Raw genomic sequence first — 13,263 nt, 5'->3', positions numbered from 1 at the left:
CCATCCTCCTTTCTTCTAAATTTTTGCAAAATAAAAAGCCATCATTTATTGAATGGCCTCATCCCTCATTCTGTTTATTTTTTTCCGCCAAATGCAATGCCAATACCATTGCTTGTGGCGGCTTCCTTTATTTTATATTGAATTTCGATATCCCTGTTAACTATTTCTTCCATAACCAACAATTGATCACCTGTAGCATGATCAACTAGTTCTAGGGGAACACCATGCATTACTAGACGTAGCTGACGCTCAAGTGCATCAGCTTTTCTCTTAACTTGGGCTTGACTATAAGTTGCCTTCAATCCCTGCGTTAAGAAAGGATAATACCGTTATTGCAACTTCAGCTAAGCCAGCGTGGGAATTCCAGTAACTGTCAATAGTTTGGACTTTAGGCATAACGATTACGTCTTTAATAGCCTCCTCCATCAAAGTGCTGTAAGCAATATCTCCAACTGATTTTCCTGTTCCAGCAATGTCCTCGATTTCTAGTGCCCTAGCAGCACCTGGATACTGTAGTGTAATTGTATATTCTTTTGAGGTACCTTCACAGATAACAAAATCTTGTGTCTTTCCCATCATATTTGCAATTGTTGAAGACTCTGCCTTCTTTTTTGCCGAATTCTGTTTAGCATGAGCTTCAAGTGCTAGTTCCGAATTAGTCTTTTTGGTTTCTGATTTTTTTGTAGTTGCCATTTAAATTTATCTCCTTTGTTACTGTGCATCCCATCAGGGCTTATATTAACTAACAATCCTTACATTTCATCAACGAGTGGTGTTTCATCCATGTACAGAGCCTTTATCTGCCAAGCTTGATTGGACGCTTCAGCGCCACCAGTTGAGGTTGGCTTTTTGGCAATCCAGCAGTGCATTGCAGATATATGAATTGATGAGGTTACAATATCGACTGGGAAGTTTCCGGTCTCTGCTAATTCATGCAGGAGCTTAGCTGCTGGTGATGTTTCCACCATATTAAGCGTTATTGTTCCGCCATGCTTTGCATTTTTTGAGGCAAAACCGTTGCCCTGTGCGTCTTGTTTAACGGTAATAGTGTCGTTATCATAGTCTGCCGTATACATTGTGTCTTCGCCATAAGCGTACAATTGATGGCCATCTACCATAACAACGGTATCAGCCGCATTATATGTTTTGGTTGCTAAACCTGTTAATACTGAATTTTGTGACATGTTTTATCCTCCTTTATTGAAAAATAGTGTCTGAATCAATTGTTCCGTGAACTGTTAAGGTATGAATTGCACCTGATGCATGGTAGGTGAAACTCAAGCCACCATAATGACGATTAGAAAGGTCTTGTGCTGATTGTTGTTCTCTAGGTGTTGCACTAATTGAGAAGTCTGCCTTGCCATTAGCATCGGCTTGAATTATGCCTTGCTCATACGCCTTGTTTAAAACTTGAGTTGCTGCACCCAGAACCAAATTGATGCCAACTTGGCTATATGGAACTTTGCCATTGTTCTGTAGCAATTTTTCCATTGCTGATTCCGTGTTGTTCTTAACCCAGATAATGCCATGCACTGTATCAATGTATTCACCAGATAGTGTCTTGCCCTCTGTAGTTTGATCCTTGCCAAATACAGTGGTGTAAGCTACAGCATTTACCTTGTTGGTACCAACTAGCTCTGTGGCTGTTAAGCTTTCAGGTGTAATTCCGTTTAGAGTCTTAAATTTCCAGGTAACAGAGCCTACAGGTAATGTTGCAATTGCACCAACAAAAGCTGCATCCATTGCCTCAGCCGTATCATGCTTTAAACCAATAGTGTAGTTTTGACCTTGTAAGCCAACTAACGCAGATACATCATTGGTTTGGATAACCAGAAAATGATCTTTGTTAGCTTCAAAAATATTTGACAGTAATGTCAGCTCAGACTGTTGGTCATCGCTCTTTGCACGGATTGCAAATGTCCAGTTAAAAAACCAGAATGCACCTAATGCATCCTGTTCCTTGCCATTAGGCACGTCTAACACGGCTACTCGATCTGAATGGTTATCTTGCGCAAAATATGCTTCTGCTTTTGCCAAAACATCTTCATTGTCTGAGTAGTTAACCTTAACGCCATCAAGCGATGAATATTCGCGATATACAGCCCCAGTGGCTGTATCAGTTTTGCGTAATAGCAAACCATCCAGTCTTTCCTCTTCTGAAATACTGTCCGATGGTGTTTCTGCTTGATCAGTTGGTGCGCTGGTATTGCCAGAGCCACTTTGTGCTGGTGCGCTCGATAATTGATTGATAATTAATAGATTGCCTAAACCTACAGTTGGTTTAGGTCTCACACTAGACATCACAACGACAACATCTGATGGTCTATCGTAGGCTACTATTGAATTTGCCATATTTTCCTCCTTTAATTGTTTGTGACAGTTCCGTCTGTCAATTTTGTGTTACCTGCAGCGTTAATTGACTTAATCTCTGTATCTTCGAAGTCAAACTGCAGGTCGTTTTCTTGAAATGTGAAATTACCATTAACTAAAAACGAGCAGTCAAAGCCAAAGTCATTGTCATAGTTAATACCTGACAATGTGGTCCGATTGCTCGTATTTGTTATTTTCTGTGGCACGATTTGTGCCTGTTTAAATGCCCTAACATAAGGGCTCTCATGTAGTGCAGTGTAAAGCTTGCCTGCTAAATTTAATGCTTCGATTGAAGTCGTAGCATGGATGTCAATTTGCATGGTGCAGACATACTGGGGATGATCTCTAAGCCAGTCGCTCGTTGTTGGGTTACTTAATGTAATCCAATTGAACGTGGCAAAGGGATAATTTTCCATTTCCTCTATATTGTTCTGCTCAACCAGCTCACAATTGCACACATGGTTTACTATCTTGCCCAAAATATATTGGACTAAATAGTGATCCCTTAATTCAGGCAGTTTAGTTTGCTGAATGCTTATCATCCCCTTTTAATTCATAAATAATGACATCTGAATAATCCTTGTAATTTGAAAAAGGCATAACTCTAAACATCCCTCCTTGTGAAGGTACTTCAACTTTGGTATTTTCTGAATATACTCCAGTTGAATACCATACCAGGTCTCCTTGTTGCATTATTCCGCCGGGTAAAATTTGAGGCATCATGGCTGTCATATCGCTGACAGGCAATACAGGTTCATGACGCAGTTCAGGTTCTACTTCTTCATCATTATCAGGAACTTTTATCCCTCCCACATAGTGGTAATGAGGTTTATCAGCTGGGCTCTTATACGGGTAAACTTTGATATCCACTCCAAAGTCTTTCAGCATTTCTTTAAACGATAAATAAAAACTACTCATCCTTGCCTCCTGTCGGGATAATCTTCCAGGTAACTCGTTTTGGCAAGTCACCTGTGTCTGTCAATGGATCGTTCTGTCCTTTTTTATTAGCAATTGTCAGCGGAGCATTGCCTGGCTTTGTCCATCTGGTCAATGTCTGTCTAATATCTGCCACTGCAGTAATGCCTAACTTAGATAATAGTTTTTTGCCAGTTCCGCTTTTGTAAAGAATATCTTCTATACCTGCTTTAATGATTCGACCGTACTTTTTCTTGTTCTCATCCAGTGATTTCCTCAAGAACGGTCTTGCTGGTATGTCAGATTTTGACATCAGGTAGAAATAGACTACCGATTTGCCGTTCTCAAAAACACATGCAACATGTTTGCCTTTAGGTACAAACAGTCCCTTAACATCCCTTGCACGAACGGTTTTGCCATAACGATGAATTGCATTGCTAGATGGAACCCAAAGATACTTAGTATTTTTCGGCACTATGTGCGCTCCATATTCGTTAGCACGAACAACTGTTAATAAGAGACTGTCATCTTCGCCAAAGAAGCCAACAGCTACTTGGTTTTGTTTCAGGTAGCTCAGTTCTTTTTCGATTTTCTCAAATCCAAAGTCACCCTTTTTTTCGAGACTCAATGCTGAACCACCGCATATCTGCTTTTCCTACTGCCACCATACTGCTTATATAGTCGCAAGTATGCCTGTCCCCAAGGAGAGCCATTAAGCCAGTCTGTGTTAACAGAAGCACTATAGTGTCTCTCAAGAGAGCCTACTTTCTCAGACACGATGCCCTGACCAGACTTACCCTCTGTCGATACCAGGTGCAGAGCCATGTATTCAGTTGCCATCTTCCGCACAGGCATCCCTTCGCCATCGATTGTCACTTCTTTTGGGAAATGGTCACCCAATGCAATTAAATAAGCATTACCAATTAACGCAGTAATGCTTTCTTCGGGGATATCTGATATTAAGCTTGGTGCCAGCTTTTTGAGATCATCTGGCTTAACATCCGCACTCATGATGCACCTCTAGTTGATGTTCAGCAATTGAACAAAGGCAGAAGGATAACGGACAGCTAGACCACCATGCTTTTCCTTATACGGAATCTTAGTGACCATATTATGATATTCTGTTGGTTGGCGTTGTACCTTGTAAGCAACGGGAATCTGAGCAATATCTGGGTCTGTTAAACATAAGATACCCATGTCCTTGTTTCTGTCAGCCAAGTGTGAATTCTTTGCATGCCAATACTTGCCTTCCAGTTCTGGTACAGCAACAATCTTTGACAACCATGGCTCAATCATTGATCTAACCGTTTTATCTGGATTGTATTTGTTGAAAGGGCGCTCTAATTCATCAATTTCTGCTTGTGGAAGTAGCAATGTTGGTTTTGAATCAGCATAACCTACTAAGTGTGTAATTTTGCTAATTGCATCTTTCAAAAAATTCCGTAATTTGAGAGCCCCATCTTCAGTATCTGTGCCAAATTCGGCAAAGGTTTGTTCTGCATTAATCTGTTGAAAGCCTGTTTTATCAGTATTCGTATTTGTTAAACCGATAATGCCCTTTGATTCCAAGCCGTTAAAAATGATTTTGTCCTTACGTTCAGCAAGACCACGGTTCACCAAACTAGCTTTATCTGCTAATAAGTCAATACCTAACACAGCAGCCTCTTTTAGTTCATCCTCAGTATACGATAGCGCCAGCACGTTTTTAGTAATCGGTACAGAATACTCTGTTACGCCTTCATCAACCTCTGGGATGTCAGTCATACGATTAGTAAACTCTGCTGCAGAAGCATTACCATCACGTACTAGGAAGTGATATTCCTTTAAAATTTCTGGTATTTGAATTGATGAAAACAAGCTGTCTGCAATTAGTGGTGCGCTCTTCGGGTTATATACGATTTTGTCAAGATAAATTAAATCTCGGCTACTAATTAATCCTGAATTTATCATTTAGTTCCTCCTATTTACTATTAGTTTCTGTTTTATCAGGTGCGGATGTGCTTGCAGGAGTTGTTTGAGCGCTTGATGCGAATTGAATCCTGGTTTGCAGTTTTGCCGTAGAATCCTTTTCACCATCTGAAGTAAACACACCCACTACTACATCGTTTCCTGTTGCTGGTTTAAACTTACCGGTAGAGTCAACCGCTGCATTTTCTCCACGATCAACATCTTCGCTGATTGGAACCCATATAGTTCCATCCCTAATCACACCTAAAGTTTCTCCAACTTTCCATCTATCATTTTCAATGGTTTCTTCGAACAAGTTATCGCCATCAACATAAGTTCTCTTTAAAGCAACACCATAAATTGGACCAGCTGTTGCTGGTATAACTTTGCCGTCCTTAATCACAACTGCTCCACCAAAAGCAATTTCAGCTCCTGCATGCTCTGTGTTTACTGATGTTGAGTCAAAAGGTGCTGCAACTGATCCTGCACTTAGCGGATTATCGTGATATAGCCTACCGTCTGGTATTCCAAAACTCATTATTTTTTTACCTCCTTAAAATTGATTACTAAAGTTGTAACGTTTATTTCTTAATTCATCTAAATCATTACTATCTTTGCCAATATTAGGCTGTGGACCATTATATCCATTAATGTGTGCTGAATCGTTTGTCTTACACATTGAATCAAAATAAGCTTCAATATAGTCATCAGACTTGTTGGTCAAATCAACTGAATCATCTAGTGCTTTAATTGCATCAAGCTTCAATTGCTTTTCTGATTTGCCTGCAAAATCGTAGCTATCCCCTACATAAGGTTTAACTTTGTTAATCAATTCCAAACGTGCAGTAACGGCTTTATCCATAGCATCCCCAGAATACTTTTTCTTTAGGTCTGCTAACTCTTTTTCAGCCGCATCTGCTTTAGCTTGTGCCTTATCAGCATTTTTCTTGGTTTCTTCATCGTCACCTTGCAATTTGTCTAATTGGTCTTGCAAATCTTTTATTTTTGCCTTAAGGTCATCTATCTGCTTTTGCTTTTCAGAATTGTCAGCATCTAACTTGATGATCTTGTCTGCATCCCCAGTAGCAACTGTTACATCTGCGTCATTTAAGCGCACCTTTGTTGTTTCCATACTTTGTCCTTTCTTATGAACTTCATCTTGTTGAACCATTTTTGCGCTGTCACCGATTAACCGTACTGAGTGACCAGCACGACCATGTTCTACGACAGCAACATGATTTATCTGTATATTTCTCTGTACCGAATCGTAGGCAATACCCTTGTACTCACCTTTTTCGGGCACAATCTCCGTTTCAAAGCCAATTGACAGCTCCTGCTTTCCCTTATTAATTTCTGAAATAAGATCAGCGTCTGTAATCGTCATGTCTACCTTTAATGTGTCATTATCCACATGTGCATTATCAGCTGTGAACCCCTTCATATATTTTGAAGCATTTTGCTGATTAACCAGCTCTTTGGGATGATCATTGGTAACAGGCTTACTATCAGCACTAGAAACTGTGCTATCGCTCAAGAGTTCGTCAGGAAGTTTGGCTTCCATTTCAATAGAACTATCTGCCTTGAGATATGGGAAGACGCCCACACGAGCTATTGGCACATCTGTTATGTGGACAAACCCTGTCTGAGCGTCTTGCGTAACCTTATCGATAGGTGCAGTATCATACCGTGTCAGCATCTTTATTTACCTGTTGGCACATGAATTGGTTTGGTTGGAACATACAATGTTTGTCCTTCCTTAATCCGCCATGTTGCCTTGTCCAAATGGTTAAAATAGCGTAGTTGTTGTAATGCAACTTCAAACTTCTGAGCTACATCAAACAATGTATCGCCCTTCTTAACGGTATATGTCTGACACTTAGAGTAGTCAAAAATCCCTTCTGGGTCTTTTGCCATCTTCTCACCTCCTTTATTTGCGGTTGGTGTTGGCTTAGTCCATGTTGGTGTTGTGCTACCACTGCTATTATTCGAACTAGCTACTGTCGTACTACTTGGCTTAACAGTATTGCTATCTGCATTGCCATTATTGTTATTACTCTTATCAGTTTTCTTGTTATCATCTGCCATTTTTGTCCTCCTTGGCATAAAAAAAGACACTCGAGTGAGTGTCAGCTATATTGGTTCGGCATAGCAACGACATCGTATTGGCTCTCCTGGTAATAGTCCATTATCACCACCGCTAGGATCGTTATATTTGAATGTCTTGCCGTCAAGACTTTGATGCTTAGGACGCACACGTCCATCTTCCATCGACCGCCAGACGTACTTTGTATATCCTGCCTTCTGGCTCCGATAAGCGTCTAGCTGTGATAAGGCTTTGCCCGTCTGGTCGTTAGCAATCAACGTTGCATGCCGTAATGACATCCCTGTCCGATAGTTTATTGCATGAGATATGTCTGTTACACCACCTCCATGATTGATATTTTGATAAATGTCTGTTTTTAGCTGATCAATATACCTGTGCTTCATAGTCTTAATCAAAGCTGTGTTTTCTGCTATTTTGCCCTTAGTGTAATTGCTCAATACCGTTTCTCCCATCAAAGGATTAACAGCTATTGTGCCTTCTTCTTTACCCACAGTGACCGTATACTTCTTAGCCTTCTGCAAACTGAAGTTATTGATTGATATAAGCCACCTAGTAACGAGTGACACAATAGTCCTTTCATCTTGCGTATCATCCATTGTCAAAGAAAAAAGCTTTAAGGTTTGCTGAATTGAGTTTGCCCAATTGGGATCGTCATTAGCAGCATCATGCAATACTTTTGTGCCACCAGTTACATAAGGCTTTAAATGTAGCTCAACAAACTGATTAGCCTGCTTTTGCCACTGTCTGATTAGCTGATCCATTTTTCGCTCATACCAGCGTTCCAACTTAAGCGGATAGCCATTACGTCTTTTGCCCATGAGTTGCCTTCTTCATGTCATCCAAGTACTCCTTGACCTGTTCTGGTGTCAGCTTGTCAGAGCTGTCATTCTTAGTGACATTTTGCATCCCCTGAATAGCGTTATTGCTCATGCCATTCAGTATCTGCTTTGCCTCATCAGGATCATAAATAGCAGAGCCAACCAAAGTTGAAGCAGCATTAGCATTGTTGTTGAAAGTCTCTGACTGTGTTTTATCGTCTGGTGACCATAGCGGATTAAATTCAATGTGCCAATCAAGATCGTCTGGATCTTCCTGGCCATCTCCTATATCATCGGCATACATCAGCAGTCTGACAATGTACTCTATTTCTGGCTTAAGCAGTGACTCTTGCATCGCCTTGACAGTGTCATAGTAGTTAACTACATCCTGGCTTGCACCTGCCAATGATCCTGCTTGTTCTCCAGTCAGCACTGACTTAGGGATGTTGCATGCAGCACTGAGTTCTTGCCAGACGAAGTTAAGCAACGTGTCATATCCGTTAACAGGTGTCGCTACTTTTGTCAATTCATCATCCCCATGAAGGACTGCAACTGCCTCTGTATTCATTGCCTGAGTCAGCCGATGAAGATCTCGCTCGAAATCTTCATCGTTTTCATTTGCCAGTTCGTCACTGTTTATGACTTTAAAAGTAAATTCCCGAAGCATCTTGCCTGTTGATTCAAGAGCTATGTTCATCGCCTTTAATTGCTCTGAACATCTAGTAATGATTGACGTACCAGTTGCATCATCCTCGAATTTGTCGAGCGTTATATGAAAATAACGGCTCCTGTCTAATATAATAGGTTTAGAATTGACCGGATTAGGTATCTGCATCCCTTGCTCATTTGTTTTATATCCTGCCTGAGTTGGACGGATAGTAATTGATTGCTCTTTTTTGTAATTATCGCTTGTTGGATCATCATTGTATTGATACTGTTCAATGTGATTCTGCCCGAAAGCATGAACGAATGCCACGTCTTTTACGTTTTCTGGTATTAATGGCTTTCTGAGGTCAGAACTACCGTTGTTTATCTCCTTCACGCCAACGTTGATGTATCCATCCCCATGCAGTCGCTGATATATTAATTGCTGAGTAAGTACATCATTAAGCCTTAGCTTGTCTAATGCGTCCTGGTATGTTTCTTGTTTATCTGGGTCATCTGCAATAACCAACCGCCAGCCATTACGAGTAGCATCTTCTGCAGGCTTGGCCACTACTCTACGTGCAATAGCATCATGCTTGTACTGATTGTTAAGTTTATTATAGTCCTGCTCATCCCAACTATATCGCCAATGTAACAACGAATACGGTAGATGTGAGTTCATATCCAAACCATCAGAGCGGATAGTCTTATTTTTCTTTTCTTTCTTTCCAATTCCAAACAATGACCTGCCTCCTTTCTAAAATCTGATAAACGGTCCATTTGATTTTTTATTCAGCCGTCTCACTGCATAAACCATCGAGTCCACATTGTCATCGTGTGGCATGTTAGGGAACCCGAATATTTCTTCAAGCCAATCGTCAATTTCAGGTATCCACAAGGGATGCGGTACATATATCTGCCCTGCTTCCCAGATTGGACTAACAGAACTAGCACGTGCCTCTTTGCTGTCTGCTCCTGGCGATACTGGAACAATACCAGGTATCTCTTTCTTAAGAGTATCGATAATAGCAGGACCATTAGCTTTGTCCTCAACTAGCTTTGCTGTAGCATGTGGGTATCGTTGCGTCATTGCTCTAATGGCATCCAATGTTTGTGTGAAAGATAAGCGCTTATGACACCAGTGTGGTAAGAGATATAGTTTAGCTCCACGTCTTGCCCACGTTTGCCCAGCTACGAAGTCATCATTCTCTTTGCTCTTGAATGTTGCATCCCAGGCTTGGACCTGTTCATCGAAGTGCCTTTCAGGTATTTCCACATCTTTGTCAGTAAGACCTAGCTCTGTCATCTTTTGACGATCAGGAACATAAAATTTAACCCAATCTCGTTTAAAGATGTTGCCACCTTCTAATGTTGGTGATTGTTGGTACATTGCTTCAAATTTATGACTTCCCATGTCAAGCTTATGCGTTTCCAGTTCTTCCAATGAATGTAATTCAGGACATAGTGCATCCCCATTGTGCCTGCCTATTGCATCTGTTTCGCCAGCAGGGATGTTTTCAGCAATTGCTGGGAGTTTGATCTCTTCCCAGGGCAATGCTTTTCCTTTAAGCAATTGACCGGCAAGATCTTCTGTGTGCCATCTTGTCATAATGACAATAACGGAGCCACCTTTTTGGAGCCTGGGATAAAAGGTCATTGTCCACTCATCCCATATCTTTTTCCTTATTGTTGCTGAAGATGCTTCCTCAGCGTTCTTGTTTGGATCATCAATTATCAATAAATCTGCTGACATACCAGAAGCGCCACCAAGCATTGATGTTGCGTAGAATCCACCATCATGTTTAAGGATATTGAATGTTTTTGATGTGTTTTTGCTCATCCGCAAGCCAAATAGTCTAGGAGCCCATTGGCTAAAAATTCTCCTGTTAGCCTCAGCAAACTGGGTATAGAGATACTCTGAATATGTCGTTATCATCACATGCTTATCAGGGTTTTTCATAAGAAAATAACTGGCAAAAGTTTCGGTAATAGTTGTCGATTTTCCGTGTTGTGGAGGCATTTCTACAATATAAAACTTTTGTTCACCATCCATGATCTTTTGTAGCTTTTTACAAATGTATTTTATATGTGGAAAAAGTTTCAATTTAGGATTTGCCAACTCGAAGAAATATTGATACTCACGTCTAGCTAATTCTTCTTGTGCCCCGCGTTCGATTGCACGTATTTCGCTATGGCTGTAATTCATCAATATCATCCCCTATATGTGCTAATTTTCTAAGGTCATCAACAGACAGTTTTTCAAACTTTTTAGACGATGAATCAACTATCTTGTCTACTTCCTCTGCCTGTGCAGTAGCAAGTTTAGCTTCTGCAATTGCCTTTTCTGTCTGAGCCTTAATAAGTGGATCTCCCGGATTACGTTTAAGCAATTCTTTTGCTGCATTAAGTCTTGTCTTAACCGGGATTGGAACTTCAACAATGCCGTTTGATGTCATCACCTTTTCTTTTTCTTCCCCACGCATGATAGATGATAAGTATTCAAAAATCTCTTTCTGGTCGGCAACCTTCTTACTCTCAATTGACTTCCGCCTTTTTTGGATGTAGGCGATGACTTCATGTTTTTTCAAGTTTTGACCGGCTATTGAATAGGCTGATTTTTTCTTATATCCTGCTTTAATCGCTGCTTCCGTTGCGTTACCTGAAATCATATATTCATCTGCAAATTTGCGCTGTTTAACCGTAAGTTTATCCTTCAATACTTATCACCTTCTTTCTATTTTCAGGTACAAAAAAAGCGCCTTTATTCAGGTGCATAATAATCTTATTTATGCTTATTTTTAATGTTAATAATTCATACGAAATCTGGGCGCATTAGTGTTGTCTGGTGACTTGACGAAATCATCCTCAAAATAATGTCCAACTCTATTTGCAATTGTCTCTGCATATTTATCACTTTTACTTAATTTCTCAACCATTTCAATAATTTCATTAGGCTCTATTTCTACTGTTATCTTCATTTTTTGTCCTTCTTTTCTTTAATAAATTTATTGATACATGTCCTGCAGGTCTTGAACCTACATCAACGGATTTGGAAACCGCTATGCTACCTTTGCACCAAGGGCATAAAAAATGGACTATTGATAGGTCTAATCCTTGCATTAATAATATTGACCACCATATCAATAATCCATATCTGACACGCTCACTTAATACCTAATATTAAACTCTAAAACATATTATGAATATCCTAAATAAACATGCATTAAGGTTATAGCGTGTCTAGCGGGACGTTAGGATTTGCACCTAAAACTTGTGTTTCTTGTGTTATGCGATCGCCACATGCAGTTACATTACTGCCACGTCCCTATATTGCAATAAGTGTAAGACTCATCGTGCCATATAATGCACATGCCGTCTTATCTTGAATTCCCATTTGATAATTGCACGCGTTGGAAAGTTGCTTATTGCTATTGCGGTGTTGAGACTCGAACTCAGCTACAACCATTACCGCAACTCTTGGAGGAGTATAATTTAAGAAAAAATTGTTGTTGCTAGTTTAACGTCGTTTCGGACGAATACTAATTAAACCATGCACTGTAAACAGCTTTATAAAGATTTGTTATTGCTGACAATCTAGAAGGATCTATGTTTTCTAGATCTTCCATGTCTTCTAGATCTTCCATCTGTACTTCTAAAGCTTTTTTACAAAAATCCATTGCTGTACTTGAGAAATCAACAACTTTTTTAGAAATTTCATCCGTATTCATCATAATGTTGGATTTTTCTTTTTCCCTCTTTTGCTTTTCAGCAATACTTGAAATTAATAATTTCCTGTCATGATCTTTAATTAGATTTGTCAGACTTTTAACTAATTCATCACTAAAATTATCCATTAGCTTATTTCTCCTAATCTTTCGACATTACCATAATATAACGAAAACACTCCGCTTGACCTCCGCTCTTTGTCCGCTATTACTCCGCTAAATGTCCGCTAAAACTCCGCTTTTTTATTTTTCGCTCACAGTTTCTAAATCTTCAAAACTGCGTAAATCTTCAATATCAGTGCTGTCTTCCTGCCTCCAATAATCAAACCTTTCGGCAAATTCTACTAACGCATCATTTTTTATTTCATGGAACCTAGTATTTTGATAGCCCAGCCTTTTAGCAATATTATCGTTTGAAATTTTCTGAATAAAATAAAGATACAAGATAATGCTGTTTGGATAGCTGCAACTACTGATAGTGTGATCCACAGCTTTAACAACATTTTGAGCGTCAATGTTTACCGCCATCCGCTCATCCTGATGGTTGAGTCCATCATGTACTGTAATACCATTATCATCTAGTGTGGGGCTAGAGATATCACTTAAATGCTTATTGGCAAGGTTGAGATAATGCTTGAAGTCATCTTCAAAGAAGTCCCTAACATTCTGTATTGTTTTAGCTTTATCGATTTTTGATTTTTTAAATAAGCTCAATTCGACAACTCCAATCATTACTTTC

19 protein-coding genes and 1 tRNA gene are annotated in these 13,263 nt (G+C 39.8%); all 20 read right to left on the bottom strand.

Annotated features, from left to right (window positions below):
* Positions 1-74 precede the first annotated feature (74 nt).
* Positions 75-302: a hypothetical protein gene (locus tag LACWKB10_RS10235; protein WP_052060307.1), complete on the bottom strand. Its 228-nt coding sequence runs from the start codon at positions 300-302 to the stop codon at positions 75-77.
* The gene (locus tag LACWKB10_RS05795) at positions 286-693 is read right to left on the bottom strand and encodes a hypothetical protein (RefSeq protein WP_052060306.1); all 408 of its coding nucleotides are present in this window, start codon (positions 691-693) and stop codon (positions 286-288) included. The genes LACWKB10_RS10235 and LACWKB10_RS05795 overlap by 17 nt, the downstream gene beginning before the upstream one ends.
* A gap of 59 nt (positions 694-752) precedes the next feature.
* Positions 753-1,184 (bottom strand): hypothetical protein, encoded by a 432-nt coding sequence (locus LACWKB10_RS05790; protein WP_034979972.1) that lies wholly within the window; start codon positions 1,182-1,184, stop codon positions 753-755.
* A gap of 13 nt (positions 1,185-1,197) precedes the next feature.
* Positions 1,198-2,352, bottom strand: a complete 1,155-nt coding sequence (locus LACWKB10_RS05785) for a DUF3383 family protein (RefSeq protein WP_034979969.1) — start codon at positions 2,350-2,352, stop codon at positions 1,198-1,200.
* An 11-nt stretch (positions 2,353-2,363) separates the two neighbouring features.
* Positions 2,364-2,912 (bottom strand): hypothetical protein, encoded by a 549-nt coding sequence (locus tag LACWKB10_RS05780; RefSeq protein ID WP_034979965.1) that lies wholly within the window; start codon positions 2,910-2,912, stop codon positions 2,364-2,366.
* On the bottom strand, positions 2,890-3,288 hold the full coding sequence (locus tag LACWKB10_RS05775) for a hypothetical protein (RefSeq protein ID WP_034979962.1): 399 nt from the start codon (positions 3,286-3,288) through the stop codon (positions 2,890-2,892). The genes LACWKB10_RS05780 and LACWKB10_RS05775 overlap by 23 nt, the downstream gene beginning before the upstream one ends.
* Positions 3,281-3,913 (bottom strand): hypothetical protein, encoded by a 633-nt coding sequence (locus LACWKB10_RS05770; protein WP_052060305.1) that lies wholly within the window; start codon positions 3,911-3,913, stop codon positions 3,281-3,283. Before LACWKB10_RS05770 ends, LACWKB10_RS05775 begins: the two co-directional genes overlap by 8 nt.
* Positions 3,910-4,296, bottom strand: coding sequence for a DUF4054 domain-containing protein (locus LACWKB10_RS05765; RefSeq protein ID WP_034979959.1), 387 nt, complete (start codon positions 4,294-4,296; stop codon positions 3,910-3,912). The genes LACWKB10_RS05770 and LACWKB10_RS05765 overlap by 4 nt, the downstream gene beginning before the upstream one ends.
* A 9-nt stretch (positions 4,297-4,305) precedes the next feature.
* On the bottom strand, positions 4,306-5,235 hold the full coding sequence (locus LACWKB10_RS05760) for a major capsid family protein (protein ID WP_034979956.1): 930 nt from the start codon (positions 5,233-5,235) through the stop codon (positions 4,306-4,308).
* Positions 5,236-5,245: 10 nt separating this feature from the next.
* Positions 5,246-5,770 carry a hypothetical protein gene (locus LACWKB10_RS05755; protein ID WP_052060304.1) on the bottom strand — a complete coding sequence of 175 codons (525 nt, stop codon included), beginning with the start codon at positions 5,768-5,770 and terminating at the stop codon, positions 5,246-5,248.
* A 15-nt stretch (positions 5,771-5,785) separates the two neighbouring features.
* Positions 5,786-6,928, bottom strand: a complete 1,143-nt coding sequence (locus LACWKB10_RS05750; protein ID WP_034979954.1) for a DUF2213 domain-containing protein — start codon at positions 6,926-6,928, stop codon at positions 5,786-5,788.
* 2 nt (positions 6,929-6,930) lie between these two features.
* Positions 6,931-7,317, bottom strand: a complete 387-nt coding sequence (locus LACWKB10_RS09835) for a LysM domain-containing protein (protein ID WP_052060303.1) — start codon at positions 7,315-7,317, stop codon at positions 6,931-6,933.
* 45 nt (positions 7,318-7,362) lie between these two features.
* Positions 7,363-8,154, bottom strand: coding sequence for a phage minor head protein (locus LACWKB10_RS05740; RefSeq protein ID WP_034979951.1), 792 nt, complete (start codon positions 8,152-8,154; stop codon positions 7,363-7,365).
* A complete protein-coding gene (locus tag LACWKB10_RS05735; RefSeq protein ID WP_052060302.1) occupies positions 8,138-9,541 on the bottom strand; it encodes a DUF1073 domain-containing protein in 1,404 nt (467 codons plus the stop codon). Before LACWKB10_RS05735 ends, LACWKB10_RS05740 begins: the two co-directional genes overlap by 17 nt.
* Before the next feature lie 15 nt (positions 9,542-9,556).
* Positions 9,557-11,005 carry a phage terminase large subunit gene (gene terL, locus LACWKB10_RS05730; protein WP_235191504.1) on the bottom strand — a complete coding sequence of 483 codons (1,449 nt, stop codon included), beginning with the start codon at positions 11,003-11,005 and terminating at the stop codon, positions 9,557-9,559.
* Complete coding sequence (locus LACWKB10_RS05725; RefSeq protein WP_034979948.1) at positions 10,989-11,516, bottom strand: terminase small subunit; 528 nt, start codon at positions 11,514-11,516, stop codon at positions 10,989-10,991. Before LACWKB10_RS05725 ends, terL begins: the two co-directional genes overlap by 17 nt.
* A gap of 87 nt (positions 11,517-11,603) precedes the next feature.
* On the bottom strand, positions 11,604-11,777 hold the full coding sequence (locus LACWKB10_RS10200) for a hypothetical protein (protein ID WP_161779311.1): 174 nt from the start codon (positions 11,775-11,777) through the stop codon (positions 11,604-11,606).
* 36 nt (positions 11,778-11,813) lie between these two features.
* Positions 11,814-11,884: transfer RNA gene (locus tag LACWKB10_RS05720), tRNA-Trp, on the bottom strand.
* Between the two features lie 454 nt (positions 11,885-12,338).
* Positions 12,339-12,653 (bottom strand): hypothetical protein, encoded by a 315-nt coding sequence (locus tag LACWKB10_RS05715; protein WP_034979945.1) that lies wholly within the window; start codon positions 12,651-12,653, stop codon positions 12,339-12,341.
* A 114-nt stretch (positions 12,654-12,767) separates the two neighbouring features.
* Complete coding sequence (locus LACWKB10_RS05710) at positions 12,768-13,256, bottom strand: ArpU family phage packaging/lysis transcriptional regulator (RefSeq protein WP_034979942.1); 489 nt, start codon at positions 13,254-13,256, stop codon at positions 12,768-12,770.
* Between the last annotated feature and the right edge of the window lie 7 nt (positions 13,257-13,263).

Origin of the sequence: Lactobacillus sp. wkB10, assembly GCF_000760615.1 — a bacterium.
GTDB lineage: Bacteria > Bacillota > Bacilli > Lactobacillales > Lactobacillaceae > Lactobacillus > Lactobacillus huangpiensis.
This window is presented reverse-complemented; position numbering and strand designations above follow the sequence as displayed.